Genomic DNA, 24,614 nt, shown 5'->3' with positions numbered 1-24,614 from the left:
GAACTTCCATGAACAAAGTGGCATTCATCACCGGCGCCAGCCGGGGTATCGGCCGCGAGGCGGCGCTGGCGTTTGCCCGCGCCGGTTTCGACCTGGCGATCAGCGCCCGAACCCTCAACGAAGGTGAACAACATGAGCACGCCCTGCGCGACGCCGCCGGGGCGCCGCTGGCCGGCAGCCTCAACGGTACTGCTCAGTCTTTGCGCGAGCTTGGTTGCCGGGTACTCGTGGTGCCGATGGACCTGCTCGACAGCGCTTCGGCCCTGGCCGCCTGTCAGGCGGTACAGACCGAGTACGGACGCATCGACGTGCTGATCAACAACGCGATCTACCAAGGCAGCGACCTCAACTCCGGGTTCATGGACCTGCAAGCGCAGACCCTTGAGCGGATGTTCCAGGGTTACATCCTTACCCCGTTCCTGTTGACCCGTGCAGTGGCCGAACACATGGTGACGCGCGGCGGCGGGGTGGTGATCAACGTCACCTCCGGCGCCGGTGAGAGCGACCCGCCGGTGGCGGCGGGCAAGGGTGGCTGGGGATATGCCTATGGCGCGGGCAAGGCGGCAGTGTCGAGGTTGTCCGGGGTGCTGAGTACAGAGCTTGGCGAAGCTGGCGTGCGCGCTTACACCCTCAATCCAGGTGTAGTCACCACCGAAGCGCTCAAGGCTACCATCGGTGACAAAGGGCTGATTGCCCTGCGCGCCGGCAGTGCGCCACCCCATGTACCGGCGGCTGTAATGCTGTGGCTGGCCACCGCCGAACAAGCACCGGCGTTTCAACGCCGCACCATCGCTGCACAACCGTTTGCGCTGGAACACGGCATCGTCGCCGATTGGCGTTGACGAAAGCAGTGTGTCAGTCGCCATAGATGATGACTGGCATGGCCTCTTCGCGGGCAAGCCCGCTCCCACAGGTCCCGTGTTGTACACAGATTTTGTGTACGACGCGAAAACTGTGGGAGCGGGCAAGCCCGCGAAGGCGTCAGAACTGGCGACGAGATCTTTACGCCTGCCGCCGCTGCCGGGCCAGGGTCATGGCGGTGTCTTCGATCATGTCTTCCTGGCCGCCGACCATGCCGCGGCGCCCCATTTCAACGAGGATTTCCCGGGCCGACACGCCGTATTTCTTCTCGGCGCGCTTGGCGAACAGCAGGAACGAACCGTAGACCCCGGCGTAACCCATGGTCAGGGCATCGCGGTCGCTGCGGATCGGGAAGTCCATGATCGGCACCACCAGGTCTTCGGCCACGTCCTGGATACCGAACACGCTCACACCGGTGTCGATGCCCATGCGGTCACACACCGCCACCAGCACCTCCATCGGTGTGTTGCCCGCGCCGGCACCGAGGCCTGCGCAGGCGGCGTCTATGCGGTTGGCCCCGGCGGCAATCGCGGCGATGGAGTTGGAGACGCCCATCGACAGATTGTGGTGGCCATGGAAGCCGATCTCGGTCTCAGGCTTGAGGGCCGCGCGCATCGCCGCCACCCGGGCACTGACGTCATGGGGCAACAGGTAACCCGCCGAGTCGGTCAGGTAGATGCAGTTGGCGCCGTAGCTTTCCATCAGCAAACCTTGCTTGACCAGGCCTTCCGGGCTGTTCATATGGGCCATCATCAGGAAACCGACGGTGTCCATGCCCAAGCCGCGGGCGTGGGAAATGTGCTGTTCGCTGACGTCAGCCTCGGTGCAATGGGTAGCCACGCGAATGGTGTTGACCCCCAGCTCATAGGCCATTTTCAGATGATCGACGGTGCCGATACCCGGCAGCAACAGGGCCGAGACTTTGGCCTTTTTCATCAGCGGGATCACCGCCGACAGATACTCCTCGTCGGTGTGGGCCGGGAAACCGTAATTCACCGAACTGCCGCCCAGGCCGTCGCCGTGGGTCACTTCGATCAGCGGCACGCCCGCCGCGTCGAGGCCGCAGGCGATGTCTTTCATCTGTTGCAGGCTGATCTGGTGGCGCTTGGGGTGCATGCCGTCACGCAGGCACATGTCGTGAACGGTGATGCTTTTGCCGCGAAGATCCATGGTCGGCTCCTTATGCGTGGGCGGTTTGGGCGGTGGCTTGCAGCACCAGTTCGCCCTTGAGGATTTCCTCGGCGAACATCTCGGCGGTGCGCGCGGCGGCGGCAGTCATGATGTCGAGGTTGCCGGCGTACTTGGGCAGGTAGTCGCCCAGGCCTTCGACTTCCATGAAGATCGACACCCGATTGCCGTCGAACACCGGGCCGTTGACCAGCTTGTAGCCGGGCACGTAACGCTGCACTTGTTTGATCATTGCTTCGATGGCCGCGGTGATTGCCGGCTGGTCGGGCTCGCTTTCGGTCAGGCAATGCACGGTGTCGCGCATGATCAGCGGTGGTTCGGCCGGGTTGATGATAATGATCGCCTTGCCTTTCTTCGCGCCGCCGACTTTTTCCACCGCGCTGGAAGTGGTGCGGGTGAACTCGTCGATGTTTTTCCGCGTGCCGGGGCCAACCGATTTCGATGCGGCGGTGGCGATGATTTCGGCGTATTCCACCGGCTGCACGCTGGACACAGCGGCCACCAAAGGAATGGTGGCCTGGCCGCCGCAGGTGACCATGTTGACGTTCATCACGCCCAGGCCCAATTGTGCCTTAAGGTTGACCGGTGGCACGCAGTACGGGCCGATGGCCGCCGGGGTCAGGTCGATCATCAACACGCCCAGGGCATTGAGCTTGCGCGAGTTCTGCGCGTGCACATAGGCAGAGGTGGCGTCGAAGGCGATCTGGATCTGGTCTTCGACGACATGGGGCAGCAGGCCGTCGACGCCGTCGGCAGTGGTCTTCAGGCCCAGCTCGCGGGCCCGTGACAGGCCTTCGGAAGTGGCATCGATGCCGACCATCCACACCGGTTCCAACACCTCGCTGCGCATCAGTTTGTACAGCAGATCGGTGCCGATGTTGCCCGGCCCGATCAGCGCGCATTTGATCTTTTTGCTCATTGTTTTTTGGCTCCTGGGGAGGGAAGGGCGATTCACGGGACAAAGCGCAGGCTGGTTTCGCCCAGCCCGCTCATGGACAGGCTGATGCGGTCGCCGGCGACCACTGGCACCAGCGGTGCCAGGGCACCGGAAAGGATGATTTCGCCACGGCGGAACGGGATGCCCAGCTCGCCCAGGGTATTGGCCAGCCAGGCCACTGCCGCGCAGGGATGACCTTGCACCGCCGAGCCCAGGCCCGAGCCTGCCGGCTGGCCGTTTTTGAGCATTTGCATGTGCACGGCGGCCAGGTCCAGCGAGCGCGGGTCGATCCGTTTGCTGCCGAGGGCGAACACGCCGCAGGAGGCGTTGTCTGCCACGGTGTCCTGGATGCGGATCTGCCAGTCGTGGATCCGCGAATCGACAATCTCGAAGCACGGCACCACCCATTGGCTGGCGGCTAGCACGTCCTCGGCGCTGACGCCCGAGCCGTGCAAGTCTTCGCCGAGGATAAAGGCGATTTCGCCTTCGGCCCGTGGCTGGATCAGGTTGTAGCGGGCCAGGCTGACATCGCTGCCATCCTCGACCTGCATCGCGTCGGTGAGGAAACCGAAGTCCGGTTGGTGGACATCGAGCATTTCCTGCACGGCGCGGCTGGTGACTCCGATTTTCTTGCCGACCACCTGCTCGCCGAGGGCTTCGCGGCGTTGCAGAAAATGCAGGGAAATCCGGTAGGCCTGCTCCAGGGTGATCTGCGGATAGCGCCGGGTCAGGGGCGCCAGGGTCTGGCGGTTGCGCAGGGCGTTGAACAGTTCGTCACCGAGGGCGTTGATCAAATGGGCGTCCATGGCGAGGGCTCCAGATGGATGGGAGAAAAAAAGAGCCCGCCCCAACGTCATCAGGGGGCAGGCCCAAAGGAGTCTGTCAGCCGGGCCAGACCGACGAATCGGCACCGCCATCGACATCGATGATCTTGCCGGTCACCCAGGCCGAAGCGGGGCTTGCCAGGTACAGCGCAGCGGCAGCAATGTCTTGGGGGCTACCCAGGCATTTGAGCGGAGTGGTGTTTTCCATGATCTCGCGCATGGCAGCAGGCATCACGCCGCTCAGCGCTTCAGTAAGAGTGGGGCCTGGGGCGACGGCGTTAACCCGGATCTGCGGCGCAAAGTCCTGGGCCAGCAGGCGGGTCAGGTGGCTGAGGGCGGCCTTGGCCGAGCCGTAAGCGCTGAAATGGCGTTGGGCATAGCGTGCAGCCACCGAGCTGATGTTGATGATGTTGCCGCCACCGGCCTCGCGCATCAGCGGCACGCACAACTGGCAGAAGGCGTAGCTGGTGGCGACGTTGAAGGTCAGCACCTGGGCAAATTGCTCGGGTGTCATCGTCAGCGGATCGTTGGGCCCGCCGCCACCGACATTGTTGACCAGATGAGTGATCCGGCCCATTTGCTCAACGCTTTGACGCACCAGTGCGTGGCGTTGTTCGGCATCGTTGACGTCACAGGCGATGGCCAAGGCGCGCCGGCCCAAGCCACGCACCTCTTCGGCCACTGCCTCTACCTCGTCCAGCGAACGCGCCGAACACACCACATCGGCGCCTGCTTCTGCATACGCCAGGGCAATTGCCCGACCGATACCCCGACCGCTGCCGGTGACGATGGCGACGCTGCCATGCATCTGGAAACGCTGCAAAATACTCATGGCCCTTGCTCCGTGGGGTCGACTTTGGATGCGTTTACTATGGCTGCGGTGATCGAGTGGGGCATCGTCTCAACGGACTAGCGGGGTTGTGTGTACATATCCGTTTCTTCGGTAACGGCCACTTATGGTTCGCCCTTACGACGAGTCACTTGGAAGAGCCCGTAGGAGCGAGCCTGCTCGCGATGGACTTCCAGACAACGCGGTCATTCAGACAGGGCGCGTTATCGTTGGCGACCATCGCGAGCAAGCATCGCTCCTACAGGAGAACGTGTTCACCAGGAACAGGTCGGCTGTCAGGCCCCCTCGCTTTTTCCCAAATAAACACTAGCAGGATCGATAACCCCCCCTAGTCCGCTTTGACGATGAATGATTGTTCGCTCGATCCGATGATCCGTCCCAACTCGCGCAGTGGCGCAGTGAGATCGGGAGAATTGAGTGATGCACAGCATGCGAGAAAAGACCCAGGACGAACGTGATCTGCTGGAACGTGCACGTAGCCTGGTGCCGGCACTCAAGGCACGCACGGCACAGGCCGACAAGGACTTGAAAGTTCCGGTGGAGAGCGTCGTCCAATTACAGTCCGCCGGGCTGCTGCGGGCGCTGCAGCCTCGGGCGTTCGGTGGCTACGAAGTGGACCCGCGAACCTTTTTCGAAATCCAGACCATCCTCGCCGAGGGTTGCATGTCCACGGCCTGGATCTACGGAGTGATGGGGGTCCACCCCTGGCAGCTGGCGCGTTATCCGATCGAAGCGCAGCGCGAAGTCTGGGCTGACGATAATGACGCGCTGATCTGCTCGACCTACATGCCGGCAGCCAGGGTCACGGTAGTCGAAGGCGGTTACCGCATCAGCGGTCGCTGGGGTTTCTCCAGCGGCAGCGAGCACTGCCAGTGGGTGTTTCTGGGCGGCATCCTGCCAGCCGATGGCGAACTCGCCGCCGAGCACGGCACCTTCCTCTTGCCGCGCAGCGACTATCAGATCGAACGCAACTGGGACGTGCTGGGCCTGCGCGGCACCGGCAGCCACGACATCGTGGTCGAGGATATTTTCGTCCCGGCTCATCGCGTGCAACGCACCAATAACTGGACCCTCGAAGCGACCCCCGGGCGCCTGATCAACACCAACCCAATCTACGCGATCCCCTTTGCCCAGGTGTTCTCTCGCGCCGTGTCGACCTCGGCCATCGGCGCCCTGCAGGGTGCGATCAATGAGTTTCGCGATAACGCCGCCAAGCACATCGGCAAGCACGGCGCACGTACCGCTGACGATCCTGTGGCGCAAACCGCGGTTGCCGAAGCGATGGTCACCGTCGACAGCCTGCGTCTGGTACTGGAACGCAACTACGAGCATCTGATGAGTCTGGCCCGTGCCGGCGAATATCCGGATACCGAGACCCGTCTGTTGTATCGCTATCAGTCCGCCTACGTGACCAACATCTGTGCCGAACGGGCCAACGACCTGTTACGCAGCATGGCCGCCTCGGGGTTGTACAACACCAACCCGGTGGCGCGATTGTTTCGCGACCTGCACCAGGCGCGCGGGCACATCGCCAACAACTACCTGGCCTACGGCCGCAGCTACGGCGCGGTGATGCTCGGCCTGCCCAACCCGGACCCTTACGTCTGAAGCCATGGCGCCTGTATCAAAACCCCTGGGTTACACCTGTCCGTGATGCACGGTCAGGTGGTCATGAGTACCTGACCTATGAATAATTATCTGGCCCTGCGCGTGGCGCGAGTGATCGAGGAAACCGCCGATGCGCGGTCCCTGGTCTTCGACGTGCCGGAGCATCTGGGCGAACGCTTCCACTATCAACCCGGCCAGTTCCTGACCTTGCGCGTGCCCTTCGAGGATGGGTGGCTGCCCCGTTGTTATTCACTGTCCAGCACGCCGTTACTGGACGAACCGTTGCGGGTCACGGTCAAGCGTGTGCATGAAGGGCGCGCCTCGAACTGGCTGTGCGACGAGTTGCAGGCCGGCCAGAGCCTTGAGGTGTTGCCACCGGCCGGGGTGTTTGTGCCGCGCAGCCTCGAGGGTGACTTGCTGCTGTTCGGCGGTGGCAGTGGCGTGACCCCGGTGCTGTCGATACTGCGTTCGGCATTGCTTGCCGGAACTGGCCGGGTCCTTCTGATCTATGCCAACCGGGATGAGTCCTCGGTGATTTTCAAGGATGAACTCAAGACCTTGGCCAGCGCTCATCCGCAACGCCTGCAAATCGTGCATTGGCTCGACTCGGTGCAGGGCATCCCCAGCGTCGGGCAACTGGCGGAGCTTGCGCGGCCTTTTATCGATGCCCAGGCGTTCATATGTGGTCCGGGCCCGTTCATGGACGCGGCCGTCAGTGCGCTCAAGGGGCTGGGCATGCCGGATCGCCGAGTCCACGTCGAGCGCTTCGTCTCCTTGCCCGGTGAAGGCGAACTGCCTCCTGCGACCAGCAGCGAGGCGGCCGTGGCCGCGCAGTTGGCGGTGCGGCTGGATGGCGAGGACCACCAACTGGCCTGCGACAGCGGCGAGACCGTACTGGCTGCCATGGAGCGTGCTGGCCTGACCCCACCCAGCGCCTGCCGTGTCGGTGGCTGCGCCTCGTGCATGTGCACCCTGGAAAGCGGTGAGGTCGAGTTGCTGCACAACGATGCACTGGATGCGGGGGACTTGGCTGAAGGCTGGATCCTGGCCTGTCAGGCCGTGCCCACGAGCGCGCAACTGCGTATCCGCTTTCCCGATTGATGAGCCCGAGCCCACAATGAATCAGAGCCTGAACTTTGCCGCGCCCCTGAGCGCGACCCCCGCCACCCTGGCCCAGTTGGTCTTCAGCAGTGCCGAACGTTTTGCCGGGCGCACGGCCATCGAGGACAACGGCCAGCGCATCGACTACGCGCAGTTGCCCGAGCGCGTCATGGGCTTTGCCCGAGGCCTGATGGCCTTGGGAATCCAGGCCGGTGACCGGGTAGGCATCTGGGCGCCGAACAGTGCCGAATGGATTCTCGCCGCGCTGGGCATTCAGTGTGCCGGCGCGGTGCTGGTGCCGATCAACACGCGCATGAAGGGCCTTGAGGCCGCCGATGTGCTGGAACGCAGCGGCTGTCGGCTGTTGTTTGTCCAGCAGCGTTTTCTCGAAGTCGACTACCCGGCGCTGCTCGCGCCCCATCGGCCGGCTAGCCTTGAACACCTGGTGATACTTGATGGCAAAACGCCCGGAATGTCGTCGGACCTGCCCCTTGCCCAATTTCTGCTCGGCGCTGCGACCATCGATGCCGACAGTGCCAGGCGGCGGGCAATGGCGATCGGCCCCGAAGCCATGTGCGACCTTTTGTTCACCTCCGGTACTACCGGCAAACCAAAGGGCGTCATGAGCGGGCATGGCCAGAACCTGCGGGCCTTCAGCGAATACGTCAAGGTCATTGGCCTGATGCCGCAAGACCGTTACTTGATCGTCAACCCGTTCTTCCATGCCTTTGGCTACAAAGCCGGCTGGCTGACTTGCCTGATCGGCGGGGCGACTATCCTGCCCCATGCGGTGTTCGATGCCGAACAGGTATTCCAGCGCATCGCCCGCGAGCGCATCAGCGTCCTGCCCGGTGCGCCGACCCTTTACCTCTCTCTGCTGGCCCATCCGCTGCTCAAGCAAACTGACCTGTCGAGTCTGCGCATCGCGGTAACCGGTTCGGCGAGCATTCCGCCGAGCCTGATCGAGCGCATGCGTAGTGAGTTGGGATTTGCCGTGGTGACCACTGCCTACGGCCTGACCGAGTGCGGTGGGCTGGCGACGATCTGCGATCCACAAGACTCGGCGCAAGTGATTGCCGGTACCAGCGGGCGGCCGATCGCCGGCACCGAAGTGAGCATACGCGACCCGCACAACCAGGCGCTGGGCGCAGGGCAGACCGGCGAGATCTGCCTGCGCGGTTTCCACATCATGCAGGGCTATTTCCAGAACCCCGAAGCGACCCGCGAAGCCATCGACGCTGACGGCTGGCTGCACACAGGTGATGTCGGGCGGCTGGATCAGGAAGGCAACCTGATCATTACCGACCGCCTGAAGGACATGTTCATTGTCGGTGGTTTCAACTGCTACCCGGCGGAAATTGAAGCGGCGCTGATCAGACACCCGGCGATTGCTCAGGTGGCGGTGATCGGCATCGCTGATGAACGCATGGGCGAGGTCGGCTGTGCCTGCGTGGTACTGCATGAAGGTAACGAGCTTGACCAGGCGCAACTGATCGCCTGGAGCCGAGAGCAGATGGCCAATTACAAGGTGCCGCGCCAGGTTCGTTTTTTTCGTGCTTTGCCACTCAACCCGTCGAGCAAGGTAGCGAAGAACGAACTGCGCGCGATGGTCACCAGCGGCGCTCCGACATGAGCTGCGCTCATCTCACCAAACGGACGATGTGCGCCACGGCGGTTTTTTTCATGCTGAGGCGGCACAAGTAAAAACAACAAAAAAGGAGAGGAGCATGTTTACCCGAAATCTGATTGCGCACCGCCCGGGGAGTCTGTTTGAGGGTCGCTGCCTGTTGGCAACGGTCATCACCTTCATCAGTGCCGCGGCCAGTGCTGCGCCGAGCATCGAACTGGGGGAAGACACCACCCTGGATTCGTCGCTGACGGTCAATTACACCGCGTCCATGCGTACCGCCAAACAGGCCAGTCAATACCTCAACGACCCGAACAACGACGACGGCACCCGCAACTTCAAGCGCGGCTCGTTGATCAACAACCGCCTGAGCCTGTTTGGCGAGTTGCAACTCAGGCACGACAACCTCGGTGCGGTGTTGCGCGGCAGTCAGTTCTACGACGACGTTTACAACCAGAAAAACGCCAATGACTCGCCGCAGACGGTGAACAAGACCGGCCACAACGACGGCTTCAGCGACGAAACCCGACGCCTTAGCGGCAGCATGGCGCGACTGCTCGATGCGTATGTGTATGGCAATTTCGATGTCGGCGAGACCCAGTACCTGTCGCTCAAGGCCGGCCGGCATCTGGTGGCCTGGGGCGAGAGCCTGTTCTGGGCCAACATCAGCCAGGGGCAGGCCCCGGTGGATGCCACCAAATTCAACGTGCCGGGTACGGAGGCCAAGGACTCGTATCTGCCGGTGGGGCAGGTGTCCGGGTCGTGGTCTCTCAATGAGGATCTTGCGCTGGTCGGCTACTACCAGTACGAGTGGGAAAAGACCGATCTCAACCCCGTGGGTGACTACTTCGGAAGCGACACCTTCGGTCCCGGTGCCGAGTTCTTTCGTCTGGGCGTCGGGCAGATCGGCAGTCTGCCCAACGGCCTGGCGGTCGGTTATGCCGGTGAAAAAGACGCCAGCGACAGTGGGCAATGGGGGCTGGGTGTGCGCTACCGGGTCACCGAGAACACGGAAGTGGGGCTGTTCCATTATCGCTATAACGAACGCGTCGGTTCGTTGTTCTTCGACTTCACCGGTACCACCCAATACTCGTCGCTCAAGGGCATCGGTCATGACGGCACCGCGCCGTCCTATCGCCTGGGCTACTTCGAAGACGTCGAGCTGACCGGGATCAGCTTCAGCTCCAAGGTTGGCGACTCGGTGCAGTACGCCGGTGACCTGAGCTATCGCGACGGTGCCTCGGTGTACCTGAACAATGGAGCGCCGACCACCGGGCAGATCTGGCAAGGCAACCTCAACGCCATGTACATCCTGGGGCCAAGCCTGCTCGCCCAGCAGACCACTTTCATGGGCGAAGTGGTGCATCAACACATCGACGGAGTCGACAGCCTGACCATCACCGGCGGCGGAGTCGGCGTGGACGGCACGTTCGACAAGTTCGAGTCGAAAACCCAGACCCGAGGCTCAAGCCTGCTTGGTGTTGGCGTCTACATGGACTACCCATCCATCGCCAACGGCCTGGACTTGAGCACCAAGCTGGTCTGGACGCAGAACATCGACGGCAGCGCCTACCAGGGCCTGGGTCGTGACGAGAAACGCCTGACCGTGGGTGGCGACTTCAAATACCTGGGCAACTTCCAGGTCGGCATGACCTATATCGCCTACCTGAGCTCGCCAGACGTTGCCCAGGGTCGCTTGCTGGCCGACCGCGATTACCTGTCACTCAACGCCAAGTACACCTTTTGATGATCAAGGCTGCGTCGCGATGTGGCGACGCAGCCCTTAATTTTCAGCCTGATAAGAATAAAGAGAGGCCTGTCATGAATCCTCGTCCAACCCCGTCAGCGTTCAGCGCTATTGCGATTGGCCCACTGACCCTGAAAAACCGCTTTATAAAGGCCGCGACCAACGAAGGCATGAGTGCAGGGGGGGTACCTTCCAAGCAACTGGTCAAGCTGCATTCGGCCCTGGTCGCGGGCGGCACTGCTCTAACCACCGTGGCTTATTGCGCTGTGAGTAGCGATGGTCGCACCCTGCCCAATCAATTAATCCTCGCCCCATCCAGCGTGCCGCACTTCAAGGCGCTGACCGACGCCGTGCACCAGTGCGGTGGACTGGCCAGCGCGCAGATCACCCACGGCGGTTGCTTTACCTTTATTCGCGAGCGCTCGACCAAGCGTCCGCTTTCGGCCAGCGGTGGCTTTAACAAGATTGGCCTGATGAGCGGGATGTTCCTCAAGCAGGCGATGAACGAAGCCGACATGCAACAAGTGGTGCGCGATTTCGCCCAAGGCGCGCGTTTGGCACGTCAGGCTGGCTTCGATGCGGTGGAAATCCACATGGGCCACGGCTACTTGCTGAGCCAGTTCATTTCGCCGATGTACAACAAGCGCCGCGACCAGTACGGCGGCAGCCTGGAAAATCGCCTGCGGTTTCCGCGCCGGGTACTGCGCGCCGTGCTGGAAGCGGTCGGCACGGAAATGGCGGTGATCTGCAAGTACAGCATTACCGAAGGCGTGCGCGCCGGTAACAGCGCCGAAGACGGAGCGCAGATCGCCCGCATGCTGGAAGAAGAGGGCGCGCATCTGCTGGTACTCAGCGCCGGGATGAACGCCGAATCGATCACCACTATGTTTGGTTCTTCGTTCCCAAAGGAAAACCGCGTGCAGCAGAAGAACAAGATCATCGCCCTGGCGATGGCTATCCAGCGTCGCAAAGAGCCGACCGTGGAGTTCCGTGAACTGTATCTGCTCGAACATGCGCGCAAGGTGCGGGAGGCGGTAAAAATGCCGCTGGCTTACCTGGGCGGTGCCAAGAGCCTGGCGAGTATCGAAAAGATCATGGCCGAGGGCTTTGACCTGGTTGCCATGGGGCGGGTGTTGCTGGCTGAAAATGACTACGTCAACAAACTCGCCAGCGGCGCCAGTCGAGACTCTATCTGCACCGCCTGCAACCGCTGTGTGGCCATGATGTACACCCCCGGCGGCACCTCCTGCGTACTGGGCCAGCCCGGTGATGCCGTGTTGAACAGCCAGAAGGCGGCGGAGTGACAGATACACCTGCACTTGGTTCGCCTGTAGGAGCCGGCTTGCTGGCGATGCGGTGGTGAAGCTGACGCCGTCATCGCTGGCAAGCCTCGCTCACCGCTTCGCCCGGATCAACCGTGCTGCAGGAACTCGATGCAACTGCGGTTGAACAGTTCTCGGTGTTCCACCTGGACCCAATGGCCGCAGCGGTTGAGGACGATAAAGCGGGCATTCGGCGCTCCGTCGATGATGCGCTGGGCGCCGCTGATCGGGTTGAAGTGATCGTTGTTTCCCCAGAAACCGAGGATCGGGCACTCGATCTCACCCAGGCGTGATTCCATGTTCTGCACCATCATCGTGCTGAACAGATTCTTCGGTTGGGTCACTGCCACCGCCACGCGCTCTTGCAGCAGGCTTTCAGGCAGGATCGAAGCATCGAACAACTGCAGGCTCATCATGCTGCGCATCTGCTCCATGCCAATGGGGCCTGCGCTGAACAGAGAGATCATGCGCACGATGCCTTCCATCTTGAAGTAGGTTTCCCGCTCCTCGACACCGCCCGGTGCCAGCAGGATCAGGCTCTGCGGCAGTTGCGGCAAGCGCAAGGCCAGACCCAGGGCAATCGCGCCGCCCAGTGAGTTACCCAGCAGCGTGCATCGCCGCACACCGATAGCCTCGAGGAACGCTGCCACGCAGTCGACGAAGAAATCCAGGTTGTACTGCACATCCTCGGGTTTGTCCGAGCGACCGAAACCCGGAAGGTCGAGCACGATGTTGCGATAGCCCGCGGCGACCAGTTGCGGATAGTTGCCCTTGAAGTTGCTGAAACCACTGGCGCCGGGCCCACTGCCGTGCAGCCACAGCACCACGGGGCCTGCGCCCTCATCCAGATAGTGCAGGTGCAGGCCGTTGGGCAGGCTGGCGTATTGGCCTACGGGCAGGGGCAGATCTACGGGTTGGTTCATGGAGTTCTCCATTGATGGTCGATTCATGAAGCACAGCCGCGCCAGCCGCTGCAACGCAATGAAGGGGAATACAGCGCCTGGCGTGGTGCGCGCCTTGCGAATGCTGGGCGCTGATCGGGTTATCCACATCGTCCGTTCAGACCACGCGGCGATAGTCCCATCGGACGATGTGGCCCCGGGTGCTTGCCGCTAATCATGCAGGGGACGGCGCCACTGCAAGGGCAGCGGGCCGCAGCGTATTTGCACACTAGGAGATTGCTATGAAGTTACTCAACAAAGTGGCTTTTGTGACAGGCGCCGGGCAGGGCATGGGTCAGGCCATCGTGCGTGGCTTTGTCGCCGAAGGCGCCAGCGTGGTGGCTGTCGACCTGAATCAGACGTCCCTGGCCGAAAGCCTGGCAGACCTCGGTGACAAGGTCCTGGCCCTGTCCTGCAACGTCGGTGACAGCGCCTCCGTGGCCGATGCCATGGGCCAGGCCGAGCAACACTTCGGCGGCCTCGACATCCTGGTCAACAACGCTGGCGTGGGCGGGCTGGACAGCTTCCTCGAAACCCCGGACGAGAGCTGGGCGCGAGTGATCGGCGTCAACCTGAGCGGCACGTTCCTGTGCTGCCGTGAGGGCGCAAAACTGATGGTCAAGGGTGGTCGCAAGGGCGCGATCATCAACCTCTCCAGCACCGCCGCGCTGACCGGTGACGGTCCAAGCCACTACTGCGCCTCGAAAGCCGGAGTGATGGGCCTGACCCGTTCGATCGCCCGTGAACTGGCGGCCAGCGGCATCCGCGTCAACACCTTGGTGCCAGGGCCGACCAACACGCCGATGATGGCCGGCATCCCTGATGAATACATGCAGGCTCTGCTGAAAAACGTGCCCCTGGGGCGCATGTGCGAGACCGACGAGATCGCCAAAGTCGCGGTGTTCCTGGCCAGCGAAGACGCCAGTTTCATGACCGGGCAGAACATCGCCGTCAACGGCGGCATGGCCTTTATCTGATCAGGGAGTCACCCATGAGCAAGCGTTTACAAGGAAAAATCGCCTTCGTTACCGGCGCCGGTTCCGGCATCGGCGAAGCCACTGCACTGCGATTCGCCGAAGAGGGTGCGACGGTGGTGCTGTGCGGGCGCCGCATCGAGCCGCTGCAAGGCGTGCTGGAAAAAATCCGTGCCCAAGGTGGCCAGGCCGAGATCGCCGTGGCCGATGTCAGCGATGAGCATGCCTACGTCGGTGCGTTGCAAGCCACGGCTCAGCGCCACGGTCGCCTGGATATTCTGGTCAACAACGCGATGGCCTACACTTGGGGTGGCATCGACACCATGACCACCGCCGACTGGCACGCCAACTTCACCACCACCGTCGACGGCACCTTCTGGGGCACCCGCACGGCGATGCAGTTGATGAAGGAGCAGGGGGGCGGTTCGATCGTCAACATCGCTTCGATCTGTGGCCTGTTCGGAACCGCGTGGATGGCTGGTTACTCGGCGGCCAAGGCCGCGGTGATCAATTTCAGCCGGGCGGCGGCCAGTGAAGGTGCGCCCAATAATATTCGTTGCAACGTGATCATCCCGGGCGTGGTCGACACCCCGGCCACAGCCGGCATGCTGGGCGACGCCAAGACTCGCGGCAACACCGAAAAAGTGATCCCGATGAAACGGGTCGGCCTGCCGGTGGAGTTGGCCAACGCCATCCTGTTCCTGGCCAGCGACGAGGCTTCGTATGTCACCGGTGCCAGCCTGGCCGTGGACGGCGGACGCGGTTCGGACCTGTACACGGTGCTCGACTGATGGGCCTGGAATCCGCCGCGCTGCTTGAGCGCATAGACCGCCTGGAGTCGTTGGACGCTATCCGCCAACTGGCAGGCAAGTACGCCCTGGCTCTGGACATGCGTGACATGGATGCAATGGCCAACTGCTTTGCCCCGGACGTGCGCGTGGGCCGCGACAAGAGCGGTCGTGCGCACCTCAAGATGTGGCTGGACGAAACCATGCGCAAGCAGTTCCACGGCACTTCCCATCACCTGGGGCAGCACATCATCGAGTTCAGCGATGCCGATCACGCCACAGGTGTGGTCTATTCCAAGAACGAGCATGAAACCGGTCCCGAATGGGTGATCATGCAGATGCTGTACTGGGACGACTACGAGCGGATCGACGGGCGCTGGTGCTTCCGTCGCCGCTTGCCGTGCTACTGGTACGCGACCGACCTGAACAAGCCACCGATTGGCGGCCTGAAAATGCGTTGGCCAGGGCGTGAGCCGTACGCCGGCACCTTCCATGAGTTGTTTCCGTCGTGGGATGCGTTCTGGGCGCAACGTCCGGACAAGGACGCTTTGCCGCAGATCGCCGAACCGGCACCACTGGAAGGCTTCCTCAACACCCTGCGCCGTGGGGCGCACGACCCGAAAATACGGGTGCGCTGAACAATCAGGGCGGCCCGTGCAGGTGCCGCCCTTTTTTTCTTGCGTGACGGCATACCCCCTTGAGAGCGAGCCGCCTCGCTCCCTCAGGTTTGTAGAACTGTTCAGATCATGCGTTTACCCGTGCTTCGCGCGGCATGCCCAGCGCCCGTTCGGCAATCACGTTGCGCTGGATTTCATTGCTGCCGCCGTAAATGGTATCGGAGCGGGTGAACAGAAACAGCGACTGCAGGCGGCTGAGCTGGTAGGGCGCGGCGTCGAGGATTTCCCCGGCATCGCCCAGCACATCCATAGCCAGTTTGCCCAGATCGCTGTGCCAGGTGGACCAGGCCAGTTTGTAGATCATCGCTTCACGACTCAGGCTGCCGTCTTGCGGACCTGAAAGCATGCGCAGTGAGTTGTAGCGCAACACCTTGAGACCGGCCCAGGCCTGGGCGATGCGCTGGCGCAATAGCGGGTCGCGGGCAGTGCCGTTGGCGCGGGCGATGCGGATGATTTCGTCGAGTTCGTTGTGGAACTGCATCTGCTGGCCCAGCGTCGATACGCCGCGCTCGAACCCCAACAGGGCCATGGCAATCTTCCAGCCATCGCCCGGTTGACCGATCAGGTTGTCGGCATGGGTAACAGTTTGGTCGAAGAACACCTCGTTGAATTCACTGGTACCGGTCAATTGCTGGATCGGTTGCACGCGGATGCTGTCCTGGGCCATCGGCACCAGCAGGAACGACAAACCATGATGGCCCTGGCTGCCAGGTTCGGTGCGCGCCAGCACGAAACACCAGTCGGCCTCGTGGGCCAGGGAGGTCCAGACCTTTTGCCCGCTGATCAACCAGTGCTCGCCCGTGGTATCCAGCTTCGCCCGGGTCTGCACGTTGGCCAGGTCCGAGCCTGCACCCGGCTCCGAGTAGCCCTGGCACCAGAACTGGCTGCCGTCGAGGATGCCGGGCAACATGCGTTGCTGTTGGGCCGCAGTGCCGAAGGCAGCGAGTGTCGGGCCGACCAGGCCTTCGCCGATATGGCCCATGCGCCCGGGGCCACCGGCGCGGGCATATTCCTCGTGGAAGATTACCTGCTGGCTGATCGACAGTCCGCGTCCGCCGTGTTCCTTCGGCCAGCCAACGCCGATCCAGCCACCGCCGGCAAGCCGGCGTTCCCAGGCTTTACGCTCTTCAGGGAAACTGTGCTCATCCCCCGGGCCGCCGCGAAAGCGCAACGGCGCAAACTCGCCGCTCAGGTGTTCGGCCAGCCACTGGGCGACCTCCTCGCGAAACACTTCATCTGCACCACCGAAACCGATTTTCATGCTTTCTCTCCCAAAAGGTGCGCGGCCAGACGCTCGCGGTGCAGCGCCGGGCTACCCAACAGATGCTCACCAGCGCGGGCTCGTTTGAAGTACAGGTGTGGGTCGTATTCCCAGGTAAAACCGACGCCGCCATGCAGCTGGATCGACTCGGCCGCGCAATGGAAAAACGCTTCGCTGGCATGGATTTTCGCGGTCGCGGCGGCTTGCTCAAGTTCGCAGGTCACAGCGGCATCGCCATTCGGGTCGAGGCGTTCCTGAGCCACGCAGGCGGCGTAGTAAGCCGCCGACCGGGCGCACTCGACTTGCAGCATCATGTCGGCACAACGGTGTTTGATCGCCTGAAAACTGGCAATAGTGCGTTTGAATTGTCGGCGTTCGGCAATGTACGCCAGGGTCAGGTCCAAGGCCTGTTGCGCGCCGCCCGTTTGCTCGGCAGCAAGCCCGATGGCGGCGATCAGCAGGGTGTCGCGCAGCACCGCCCAGCCTTGCTCGGGGCCGCAAAGCAACTGTGCCTCGCCGACCGACACCCGATGCAGTTCAATGCGTGCCAGGCGACGGGTCTGGTCAAGAGTAGCCAGGGGCGTGCGGATCACACCCGGCGAATCGCCAGGCAAGACGAACAGGCTGATGCCATGTTCGCCCTGTGAACCAGGGGCACGGGCGGCGACGATCAGCAGGTCGGCCGAGGCACCATCGATGACTTGTGTGTACTGACCCTCTAGGGTCCAACCTCCCGGGCACGGCTCGGCCACGGCTTGAACACTGCATGCCTCGAGTCCTGGAACGCTGGCAAAGGCTAGGGTGGCGCGGGTTTCGCCGGCGGCAATCGCCCCCAGCCAATGCTCTTGCACGCTCTCGTTGTGCCCCAGCAAGAGGGCCGGCGTGGCGAGGCACGCCGTGGCGAATAGTGGCGAGCCCAGCAGGTAGCGACCGCTTTGCTCCAGCAGGATCGCAAGTTCGACAAAACCCAGGCCCATGCCGCCAAAGCGCTCGGGCACCATCAACGCGGGCCAATACAGCTCCTGGCCGATCCGCCGCCAAACCTCGGGGTCATGCGCATCCGGGCGGTTCATAGCGGCGCGCACGGCATGCGAGTCGCTGGCCTGAGCGAGAAAACGCTCGGCGCTGTCGCGAATCATCAGGTGCTCTTCGGTAAAAGCGAACTCCATGGGGGCGGTCTCTGCAAGGCGGAAGGATGCGCGAGTCTGGGGCGGTGGTGGTGGTGTTCGAATCACTAAAACGGACTAGGAAGGACGCACCATCGTTCTCCTGAAGGGGCTTAGTCTCAACGGACGATGAAGCGCAAGATGGCGCTTAGCACAATGCCTGCCACGTAAGCCATCCAGCCAACGAGGACCAAGGCATGATCGACATTCGCGGTTTGAGCTATTTCGTCTCGCAGATCGAAAACCTCAGCCATTGGCAGCGTTATGCCGAAGACGTGCTGGGCATGCAGGTACAGCAAGCGCCAAGTGGTGGTTTGTACGTGAAAATGGACGAGCGTCCCTTTCGCATGCTGATCGTCGAAGGCCGCGAGGCGCGTTTTCTGGCTTGCGGTTGGGAGCTGGCCAACGAGCCGGCGTTCCAGGCCGCACTTGAGCACTTGAGCGCTGCCGGCATCGAATGGCAGCCGGGCTCTGCCGACGAGATCGAGCAGCGTGGCGTACAGGCGCTGGTCAAGGTCACCGATCCATCGGGCAACTGCCATGAACTGAGCTGGGGCCATCGCTCCGACTGCCTGCCGTTCATCTCGCCTCAAGGCGTGCCGCGCTTCATTACCGGCGACATGGGCCTGGGCCACGCGGTGCTGCCGGCACCGAATTTCGACGCCACCCTGGCGTTCGCCAAGGATGTGCTGGGCTTCAAGCTGTCGGACATTTTCAACTTCCGTCCCGACCCGTCGGCCCCGCCGATCCGCATTCACTTCCTGCATTGCCAGAATGCGCGCCACCACAGCCTGGCCCTGGCCGAGTACCCGGTGCCCTCAGGTTGTGTGCACGTGATGGTCGAGGTCGACTCGATGACCGAAGTCGGCCGTGCCCATGACCGTCTGCGCGCCCATGACGTGCGCCTGTCGGCCACCCTCGGCCAGCACCTCAATGACCGCATGACCAGTTTCTACATGAAGACGCCGTCCGGTTTCGATCTCGAGTACGGCTTTGGTGGGTTGCAAGTCGACTGGGCTGAACATTCAGCGTTCGAATTCACCCGCGTGAGCATTTGGGGGCACGACTTTTCGGTCGGCCAACAGTAAGGAGTGATCAAAATGAACAAACAACTGACAGCGGCCGATGCGGTCGCTCAATTGCGCGATGGCATGACCATCGGTTTCGGTGGTTGGGGCCCGCGGCGCAAGCCGATGGCCATCGTGCGCGAGATCCTGCGTTCACCGGTCAAGGACTTGACCGTGGTCGCGTACGGCGGTCCGGAAGTGGGCATGTTGTGCGCCGCCGGTAAGGTCAAAAAGCTGGTGTTCGGCTTCGCCACTCTCGATGCCATTCCGCTGGAACCTTACTACCGCAAGGCTCGCGAAGCCGGCGAGCTGGAGCTGATGGAGCTGGACGAAGGCATGTTCCAATGGGGCCTGCGCGCGGCCGGCATGCGCTTGCCGTTCCTGCCGACCCGTTGTGGCCTGGCCACTGATGTGACGCGCCTGAATCCAGAGCTCAAGACAATCCAGTCGCCCTACGCCGATGGCGAGGTGTTGCTGGCCATGCCGGCGCTGAATCTCGACGTGGCGTTCGTGCATGCCAACGTCGCCGACCGCCTGGGCAACTGCCTGTTGACCGGGCCGGACCCGTATTTCGACCACCTGTTCGCCCGTGCCGCCAAGCAGTGCTTTGTCTCCTGCGAGCGCCTCGAAGAGCGCCTGGAATTGAACGCAGATCAAGCCCGCTTCAATACCTTCGAGCGTTACCTGGTGAGCGGAGTGGTGCATGCGCCGTTCGGTGCGCATCCGACACTTTGCGCCCCCGATTATGGCTGGGACCTCAAGCACCTGAAAAGCTATGTCGCCAGCAGCCAGGCGGAAAACGGCTGGCAAGACTATGTGCAGACCTTCGTCACCGGTGGCGAACAGACCTATCAGGCACAGAACGGCGGTGCCGAATCCATGGGCGCCTTGCCCCTTCCCCTGTTCTGAGGAGTAGCGACTATGTCTGCAACCTGTGATTTCACTCTCGCTGAACTGATGATTGTTGCCGCCTCCGAAGCCTGGCGTGGCAATGGTGAACTGATTGCCTCGGGCCTGGGCGTGATCCCGCGCCTGGGTGCCAGCCTGGCCAAACTGACCCACAGCCCGGAACTGCTGATGACCGACAGCGAGGCATTCCTGGTCGAAGAGCCGATCCCGCTGGGCCCGCGTGGCGACTACGTGCCGCGCTACTCGGGCTACATGTCGTTCGAGCGCGTCTTCGAATGCGTATGGGGTGGGCGCCGTCACGCGATGATCGGCCCGACCCAGATCGACCGTTGGGGCCAGACCAACCTATCCTGCGTCGGCGATTATCAAAAGCCCAAGACTGCGATCCTTGGCGTGCGTGGCTTGCCCGGCAACAGCATCAATCACCTCAACTCATTCTTCGTGCCCAGCCATAACACCCGGGTTTTCGTCAGCGGTGAAGTGGACATGGTCAGCGGTGTCGGCTTCAAGGCCGAGCGTTGGCCCGAAGGTGCGCGCCGCGACTTGATGGACATCCATTGCGTGGTCAGCGACCTGTGCGTCATGGATTTCAATGGCCCGGAACGTGCGGTGCAGGTGCGCTCTTTGCACCCAGGGGTGAGTTTCGAGCAGGTCCAGGAAAACACCGGCTTCCCGTTGCTCAAGTTCGCGCATTTGCAAGAAACCGTGCATCCCACCCCTGAGCAGTTGGCCCTGATCCGTCGACTCGACCCCCACGATTACCGCGCCACGGCGATCAAGGGCAACCCCCCCGGTATCCGTACGGTTTGAGACAAGGAGGCGAGCATGCACAGCAGCGACAGTGAATTCATCGTCCGCCAGGACAACGCCGTCTATGAGACGGACACCCCGGTGCTGTACAGCGTGGCCGAGGGTATCGCCACGCTGACGCTGAACCGGCCGACCTTCAACAATGCGCAAAACTCGCAGATGACCTACGCCCTGGATGCCTGCTTTCGCCAGGCGGTGAACGACGACAGCGTCAAGGTCATCGTCCTGCGGGGCAACGGCAAGCACTTCTCGGCGGGACATGATATCGGTACCCCCGGGCGCGACATCGACAAGCCGTTCGAGCGCGCGCACCTGTGGTGGGATCACACCAACAAACCCGGTGGCGAGCAGTTGTATGCCCGCGAGCAGGAGGTGTACCTGGGCATGTGCCGGCGCTGGCGTGAACTGCCCAAGCCGACCATTGCCATGGTCCATGGCGCGTGTATCGCAGGTGGTCTGATGTTGGCCTGGGTCTGCGATCTGATCGTCGCCAGCGACGACGCGTTCTTTCAGGATCCGGTGGTGCGCATGGGTATTCCAGGGGTGGAGTACTTTGCCCACCCCTATGAAATGAATCCGCGCATCGCCAAGGAATTCCTCTTCACCGGTGATCGAATGAGCGCCAACCGGGCCTGGCAAGTGGGTATGGTCAACCGCCTGGTGACCCGTGAAGAACTGGAGTCGGCCACCTATGCCCTGGCTGCCGGCATTGCCCGCCAGCCGCGCATGGGCCTGGCCCTGACCAAGCAGGCGATCAATCACGTCGAGGACCTGCAAGGCAAGCGCACCGCAATGGATGCAGTGTTCGCCTGGCACCACTTTGCCCATGCCCATAACGAGCTGTTGTCCGGCGACAAACTGGGCGGCTTCGATGCCAAGGGCATGGCCCGGGCCAACAAGCAGGCCGAGGACAACAGCCAATGAACCGCTGGCTGGATACTCCGCTGACCGAGGCCCTTGGTTGCCGTTATCCGATAGTGCAAACCGCCATGGGCTGGGTCGCCGACGCCAACCTGGTGATCGCCACGACCCAGGCCGGGGGCTTCGGTTTCCTGGCCGGGGCGACCATCGCGGCTGATGAACTGGAAGGCGAAATCCGCAAGGTGATCGACGCCACCGGCACCAGCAACTTCGGGCTCAATTTCCATATGTTCCAGGACAACGCCGCGCAGTGCGTCGACCTGGCGATCAAGTATCGCCTGCGCGCCGTGAGTTACGGGCGCGGCCCGGACAAGCAGACCATCGCGCGCTTCAAGGCGGCCAAGGTGCTGTGCATTCCCACCGTCGGCGCCTTGAAGCATGCACTCAAAGCGGTGGAACTGGGTGCCGACCTGATCACTATCCAGGGCGGCGAGGGCGGCGGCCATACCGGCGGCGTGCCAAGTTCCATCCTGCTGCCCCAGGTACTGTCGGCGGTCAAGGTGCCGGTGATCGCCGCTGGTGGTTTCGCCACAGGCCGTGGCCTGGCCTCGGTGCTGGCCGCCGGTGGCGCTGGCATCGCCATGGGCACGCGGTTTCTCATGACCCGCGAATCGCCGACCCCGGCCGCGACCCTTGAACGCTACTTGAAAGTCAACGATCCGCAGCAGGTTCGCGTAACCACGGCGGTGGATGGCATGCGCCACCGCATGATCGAAAACCGCTTCATCAATCACCTGGAGCAGGCAGGCCCCTTCGGTCGCCTGCGTATTGCCCTGGGTAGCGCGTGGCAGTGGAAACAGCAGACCGGCATGAGCCTGGGGCACATGGCTGCAGTCTTCCTCAGCGCGTTGCGTGAAGACCCGTCGCAGCTGTCGCAAGTGGTGATGGCAGCTAACCAGCCGGTGCTGTTGCAGCGCTCGATGGTCGATGGCGCCCCGGACGAGGGCATCCTGCCCAGTGGCCAGGTCGCAGCCGCTATCGGCGAGTTGCTCAGTTGCCGCGAAGTCATCGAAGGCATCGCCAGCGAGGCCCAGCAGTGCCTGGACGCGCTCCTTGCGCGCAGCCAGACACACACCTCGAACCAACCCGCCAGTATTGGAGAGCCCCTGTGAACCAGGCATTTACCACACAACTCAATCAGGGGATCGCCGAGCTGGTGATTGCCAAGCCCCCGGTCAATGCCCTCGACAGTCAGCAATGGCACGCCCTGGCGCGGGAAATCGAAGCCCTCGGGGCCAACCCCGAGGTACGGGTGATCGTCATCCGCGCCGAAGGCCGCGGCTTTTGCGCCGGGGTGGACATCAAGGAGCTGGACCAATATCCCGAGCGGATAGTCGAGGTCAATGCCGGTAACTACGCCACTTTCAAGGCCGTGCACCGCAACCCGGTGCCTGTGATTGTCGCGGTCCATGGCTTCGTCCTGGGCGGTGGCATCGGCATCACCGGGGCGGCGGACATCGTCCTCGCCTCCGACTGCGCGACCTTCGCCTTGCCGGAAGTCGACCGCGGCGCCATGGGCGGAGGTGCGCATCTGCAGCGCCTGTTCCCGGTGCAAAAAGTCCGATACCTGTTCTTTACCGGCGACAGCATCGGCGCTCCAGAAGCGCTGCAATACGGCTTTATCGAGCGCGTCGTCAGCAAGGACCAGTTGCGCGAAACCGCCCTGGGCATCGCGGCGAAAATCGCCGAGAAGAGCCCGGCGATGATCCGCATCGCCAAGGAAGCCTTGAACGGCATCGAAGACGGCAACCTGGAAGATAAATACCGCTGGGAACAGGGCTTCACCATGCAGGCCTACAGCAGCCCGGACTCTGCGGAAACGCGCCGGGCCTTCGTCGAAAAACGCGACGCCAAGTTCTGAGATAACGCCATGGACCTGACTTATACCCCCAAGCAAAACGCCTTCCGCGCCGAAGTCCGTGCCTGGCTGGCGGCCAACCTGCCACGCGAGCCCCTGGCGAGCTATGACACTCGCGAAGGCTTTGAACAGCACCGCGCCTGGGAGGCCAAGCTGTTCGAGAGCCGCTGGTCGATGGTGATGTGGCCGGCCGAACTCGGCGGTCGCGGTAGCGACCTGATCGAGTGGCTGATCTTCGAGGAAGAGTATTACGGTGCTGGCGCACCGATGCGCGTCAACCAGAACGGCCAGTTGCTGCTGGGGCCAACGCTGATGGAATTTGGCACCCCGGAGCAGAAAAAGCGTTTCCTGCCACGCATGGCCGCCAGCCTGGACATGTGGGCGCAAGGTTGGTCGGAGCCCAACGCCGGCTCCGACATGGCGGCGATCACCAGCAAGGCGCTGCTCGACGGCGATCATTACGTGATCAATGGGCAGAAAACCTGGTCGACCCGGGCGATCTACGCCGACTGGCTGTTCGGCCTGTTCCGCAGCGAGCCAGGATCGGCTCGTCACCACGGCCTGTCGTTCATCATGGTGCCGCTGGACACGCCGGGGGTGAGCATTCGCCCGATCAAGGCGCTCAATGGCAAAGATGCTTTTGCCGAAGTGTTTTTCGACGATGTGCGAGTGCCGGTGGCCAACCGCATCGGCGAGCAAGGACAGGGATGGCACGTGGCAATGGCCACCGCCGGTTTCGAGCGCGGGCTGCTGTTGCGTTCCCCGGCGCGTTTCCAGGCCACGGCCCGCAAGCTGGTCGAACTGTATAAGGCGAACCGCGCGAGCGCCGACCGCGACCCGGGTCTGCGCGAGGCGGTACTGGAGACCTGGATGGGCGCCGAGGCCTACGCGCTGTCGGCCTATTACACCGTCGGGCGTTTGAGCCGAGGCGAGCAGGTCGGCGCCGAGTCGAGCATCAACAAAATCATCTGGTCGGAGCTGGACCTGAAGATGCACGAGACCGCCATGCGCATTCTCGGCACGCGTGGAGAACTGCTGGACAAGGGCGCGCAGGCGGGTGATGCGGCGGGTTGGCTGGAGGGCTTTCTGTTCGCCCAATCCGGCCCGATCTACGCCGGCACCAACGAAATCCAGCGCAACATCATTGCCGAGCGGATGCTCGGCTTGCCGAAATAAG

General features: G+C 62.7%; 23 protein-coding genes. 16 read left to right on the top strand and 7 right to left on the bottom strand.

Going from position 1 to position 24,614, the window contains the following annotated elements:
• The first annotated feature begins 8 nt into the window (after positions 1-8).
• Positions 9-842 (top strand): SDR family NAD(P)-dependent oxidoreductase, encoded by an 834-nt coding sequence (locus KW839_RS17675; protein WP_218425047.1) that lies wholly within the window; start codon positions 9-11, stop codon positions 840-842.
• Between the two features lie 160 nt (positions 843-1,002).
• Here KW839_RS17675 and dmpG read toward each other — a convergent pair whose 3' ends face one another.
• The 4 genes from dmpG to KW839_RS17655 all read right to left on the bottom strand — a co-directional run bounded on the left by dmpG (position 1,003) and on the right by KW839_RS17655 (position 4,642).
• Positions 1,003-2,031, bottom strand: coding sequence for a 4-hydroxy-2-oxovalerate aldolase (gene dmpG / locus KW839_RS17670; protein WP_060543460.1), 1,029 nt, complete (start codon positions 2,029-2,031; stop codon positions 1,003-1,005).
• A 10-nt stretch (positions 2,032-2,041) separates the two neighbouring features.
• Entirely contained in the window at positions 2,042-2,968 is a 927-nt protein-coding gene (locus KW839_RS17665) for an acetaldehyde dehydrogenase (acetylating) (RefSeq protein WP_060543461.1), read from the bottom strand.
• 32 nt (positions 2,969-3,000) lie between these two features.
• Entirely contained in the window at positions 3,001-3,792 is a 792-nt protein-coding gene (locus tag KW839_RS17660; protein ID WP_060543462.1) for a fumarylacetoacetate hydrolase family protein, read from the bottom strand.
• Between the two features lie 76 nt (positions 3,793-3,868).
• Positions 3,869-4,642 (bottom strand): glucose 1-dehydrogenase, encoded by a 774-nt coding sequence (locus KW839_RS17655; protein WP_060543463.1) that lies wholly within the window; start codon positions 4,640-4,642, stop codon positions 3,869-3,871.
• 438 nt (positions 4,643-5,080) lie between these two features.
• Here KW839_RS17655 and KW839_RS17650 point away from each other — a divergent pair, with 438 nt between their 5' ends.
• From KW839_RS17650 to KW839_RS17630, 5 genes are all read left to right on the top strand, one after another.
• Positions 5,081-6,268, top strand: coding sequence for an acyl-CoA dehydrogenase family protein (locus KW839_RS17650; protein ID WP_218425046.1), 1,188 nt, complete (start codon positions 5,081-5,083; stop codon positions 6,266-6,268).
• A 78-nt stretch (positions 6,269-6,346) separates the two neighbouring features.
• Positions 6,347-7,369, top strand: coding sequence for a ferredoxin--NADP reductase (locus KW839_RS17645; RefSeq protein WP_060543465.1), 1,023 nt, complete (start codon positions 6,347-6,349; stop codon positions 7,367-7,369).
• Positions 7,370-7,385: 16 nt separating this feature from the next.
• Complete coding sequence (locus KW839_RS17640; protein WP_218425045.1) at positions 7,386-9,002, top strand: FadD3 family acyl-CoA ligase; 1,617 nt, start codon at positions 7,386-7,388, stop codon at positions 9,000-9,002.
• 94 nt (positions 9,003-9,096) lie between these two features.
• Positions 9,097-10,743, top strand: coding sequence for a DUF1302 domain-containing protein (locus tag KW839_RS17635; protein WP_060543467.1), 1,647 nt, complete (start codon positions 9,097-9,099; stop codon positions 10,741-10,743).
• Positions 10,744-10,817: 74 nt separating this feature from the next.
• The gene (locus KW839_RS17630) at positions 10,818-12,047 is read left to right on the top strand and encodes an NADH:flavin oxidoreductase (protein WP_060543468.1); all 1,230 of its coding nucleotides are present in this window, start codon (positions 10,818-10,820) and stop codon (positions 12,045-12,047) included.
• A 107-nt stretch (positions 12,048-12,154) separates the two neighbouring features.
• On the opposite strand, the gene KW839_RS17625 is transcribed toward KW839_RS17630, so the two are convergent.
• Complete coding sequence (locus KW839_RS17625; protein ID WP_060543469.1) at positions 12,155-12,988, bottom strand: alpha/beta fold hydrolase; 834 nt, start codon at positions 12,986-12,988, stop codon at positions 12,155-12,157.
• A gap of 260 nt (positions 12,989-13,248) precedes the next feature.
• Between KW839_RS17625 and KW839_RS17620 the strand changes: the two genes are divergently transcribed.
• Genes KW839_RS17620 through KW839_RS17610 form a run of 3 tightly spaced genes read left to right on the top strand, consistent with a single transcriptional unit; the run spans position 13,249 to position 15,406 of the window.
• Complete coding sequence (locus tag KW839_RS17620) at positions 13,249-13,983, top strand: SDR family NAD(P)-dependent oxidoreductase (RefSeq protein WP_218425044.1); 735 nt, start codon at positions 13,249-13,251, stop codon at positions 13,981-13,983.
• Between the two features lie 14 nt (positions 13,984-13,997).
• Entirely contained in the window at positions 13,998-14,771 is a 774-nt protein-coding gene (locus KW839_RS17615) for an SDR family NAD(P)-dependent oxidoreductase (RefSeq protein ID WP_060543471.1), read from the top strand.
• Between the two features lie 5 nt (positions 14,772-14,776).
• Positions 14,777-15,406, top strand: a complete 630-nt coding sequence (locus KW839_RS17610; RefSeq protein WP_218425069.1) for a nuclear transport factor 2 family protein — start codon at positions 14,777-14,779, stop codon at positions 15,404-15,406.
• A gap of 106 nt (positions 15,407-15,512) precedes the next feature.
• On the opposite strand, the gene KW839_RS17605 is transcribed toward KW839_RS17610, so the two are convergent.
• Positions 15,513-16,706: an acyl-CoA dehydrogenase family protein gene (locus tag KW839_RS17605; RefSeq protein ID WP_218425043.1), complete on the bottom strand. Its 1,194-nt coding sequence runs from the start codon at positions 16,704-16,706 to the stop codon at positions 15,513-15,515.
• Complete coding sequence (locus KW839_RS17600; RefSeq protein WP_218425042.1) at positions 16,703-17,875, bottom strand: acyl-CoA dehydrogenase family protein; 1,173 nt, start codon at positions 17,873-17,875, stop codon at positions 16,703-16,705. The genes KW839_RS17605 and KW839_RS17600 overlap by 4 nt, the downstream gene beginning before the upstream one ends.
• A gap of 194 nt (positions 17,876-18,069) precedes the next feature.
• On the opposite strand from KW839_RS17600, the gene KW839_RS17595 reads away from it, so the two are divergent.
• The 7 genes from KW839_RS17595 to KW839_RS17565 are packed head-to-tail and all read left to right on the top strand — an operon-like array spanning position 18,070 to position 24,613.
• Positions 18,070-18,960, top strand: a complete 891-nt coding sequence (locus KW839_RS17595; protein WP_060543474.1) for a VOC family protein — start codon at positions 18,070-18,072, stop codon at positions 18,958-18,960.
• Between the two features lie 12 nt (positions 18,961-18,972).
• A complete protein-coding gene (locus tag KW839_RS17590) occupies positions 18,973-19,848 on the top strand; it encodes a CoA transferase subunit A (RefSeq protein ID WP_060543475.1) in 876 nt (291 codons plus the stop codon).
• 12 nt (positions 19,849-19,860) lie between these two features.
• Positions 19,861-20,658 (top strand): CoA-transferase subunit beta, encoded by a 798-nt coding sequence (locus KW839_RS17585; RefSeq protein WP_060543476.1) that lies wholly within the window; start codon positions 19,861-19,863, stop codon positions 20,656-20,658.
• Positions 20,659-20,673: 15 nt separating this feature from the next.
• A complete protein-coding gene (locus tag KW839_RS17580) occupies positions 20,674-21,582 on the top strand; it encodes an enoyl-CoA hydratase (RefSeq protein WP_060543477.1) in 909 nt (302 codons plus the stop codon).
• A complete protein-coding gene (locus KW839_RS17575; protein ID WP_218425041.1) occupies positions 21,579-22,691 on the top strand; it encodes a nitronate monooxygenase family protein in 1,113 nt (370 codons plus the stop codon). Before KW839_RS17580 ends, KW839_RS17575 begins: the two co-directional genes overlap by 4 nt.
• Positions 22,688-23,440, top strand: coding sequence for an enoyl-CoA hydratase family protein (locus KW839_RS17570; RefSeq protein WP_060543479.1), 753 nt, complete (start codon positions 22,688-22,690; stop codon positions 23,438-23,440). Before KW839_RS17575 ends, KW839_RS17570 begins: the two co-directional genes overlap by 4 nt.
• Before the next feature lie 9 nt (positions 23,441-23,449).
• A complete protein-coding gene (locus KW839_RS17565; protein ID WP_218425040.1) occupies positions 23,450-24,613 on the top strand; it encodes an acyl-CoA dehydrogenase family protein in 1,164 nt (387 codons plus the stop codon).
• Position 24,614: the final 1 nt, after the last annotated feature.

This window comes from Pseudomonas sp. PDM31 (assembly GCF_019218965.1).
GTDB lineage: Bacteria > Pseudomonadota > Gammaproteobacteria > Pseudomonadales > Pseudomonadaceae > Aquipseudomonas.
Note: the sequence above shows the minus strand (reverse complement) of the source record. Positions and strands in the feature narration are given on the sequence as shown.

Excerpts from the sequence above, each read along its gene's own strand:
- KW839_RS17615 (WP_060543471.1), top strand. The coding sequence starts at position 13,998 with ATGAGCAAGCGTTTACAAGGAAAAATCGCCTTCGTTACCGGCGCCGGT.
- KW839_RS17630 (WP_060543468.1), top strand. The coding sequence starts at position 10,818 with ATGAATCCTCGTCCAACCCCGTCAGCGTTCAGCGCTATTGCGATTGGC.
- KW839_RS17640 (WP_218425045.1), top strand. The coding sequence starts at position 7,386 with ATGAATCAGAGCCTGAACTTTGCCGCGCCCCTGAGCGCGACCCCCGCC.
- KW839_RS17565 (WP_218425040.1), top strand. The coding sequence starts at position 23,450 with ATGGACCTGACTTATACCCCCAAGCAAAACGCCTTCCGCGCCGAAGTC.
- dmpG (WP_060543460.1), bottom strand. The coding sequence starts at position 2,031 with ATGGATCTTCGCGGCAAAAGCATCACCGTTCACGACATGTGCCTGCGT.
- KW839_RS17625 (WP_060543469.1), bottom strand. The coding sequence starts at position 12,988 with ATGAACCAACCCGTAGATCTGCCCCTGCCCGTAGGCCAATACGCCAGC.
- KW839_RS17665 (WP_060543461.1), bottom strand. The coding sequence starts at position 2,968 with ATGAGCAAAAAGATCAAATGCGCGCTGATCGGGCCGGGCAACATCGGC.
- KW839_RS17595 (WP_060543474.1), top strand. The coding sequence starts at position 18,070 with ATGATCGACATTCGCGGTTTGAGCTATTTCGTCTCGCAGATCGAAAAC.
- KW839_RS17580 (WP_060543477.1), top strand. The coding sequence starts at position 20,674 with ATGCACAGCAGCGACAGTGAATTCATCGTCCGCCAGGACAACGCCGTC.
- KW839_RS17645 (WP_060543465.1), top strand. The coding sequence starts at position 6,347 with ATGAATAATTATCTGGCCCTGCGCGTGGCGCGAGTGATCGAGGAAACC.
- KW839_RS17590 (WP_060543475.1), top strand. The coding sequence starts at position 18,973 with ATGAACAAACAACTGACAGCGGCCGATGCGGTCGCTCAATTGCGCGAT.
- KW839_RS17675 (WP_218425047.1), top strand. The coding sequence starts at position 9 with ATGAACAAAGTGGCATTCATCACCGGCGCCAGCCGGGGTATCGGCCGC.
- KW839_RS17660 (WP_060543462.1), bottom strand. The coding sequence starts at position 3,792 with ATGGACGCCCATTTGATCAACGCCCTCGGTGACGAACTGTTCAACGCC.
- KW839_RS17655 (WP_060543463.1), bottom strand. The coding sequence starts at position 4,642 with ATGAGTATTTTGCAGCGTTTCCAGATGCATGGCAGCGTCGCCATCGTC.
- KW839_RS17650 (WP_218425046.1), top strand. The coding sequence starts at position 5,081 with ATGCACAGCATGCGAGAAAAGACCCAGGACGAACGTGATCTGCTGGAA.
- KW839_RS17635 (WP_060543467.1), top strand. The coding sequence starts at position 9,097 with ATGTTTACCCGAAATCTGATTGCGCACCGCCCGGGGAGTCTGTTTGAG.
- KW839_RS17605 (WP_218425043.1), bottom strand. The coding sequence starts at position 16,706 with ATGAAAATCGGTTTCGGTGGTGCAGATGAAGTGTTTCGCGAGGAGGTC.
- KW839_RS17585 (WP_060543476.1), top strand. The coding sequence starts at position 19,861 with ATGTCTGCAACCTGTGATTTCACTCTCGCTGAACTGATGATTGTTGCC.
- KW839_RS17600 (WP_218425042.1), bottom strand. The coding sequence starts at position 17,875 with ATGGAGTTCGCTTTTACCGAAGAGCACCTGATGATTCGCGACAGCGCC.
- KW839_RS17575 (WP_218425041.1), top strand. The coding sequence starts at position 21,579 with ATGAACCGCTGGCTGGATACTCCGCTGACCGAGGCCCTTGGTTGCCGT.
- KW839_RS17620 (WP_218425044.1), top strand. The coding sequence starts at position 13,249 with ATGAAGTTACTCAACAAAGTGGCTTTTGTGACAGGCGCCGGGCAGGGC.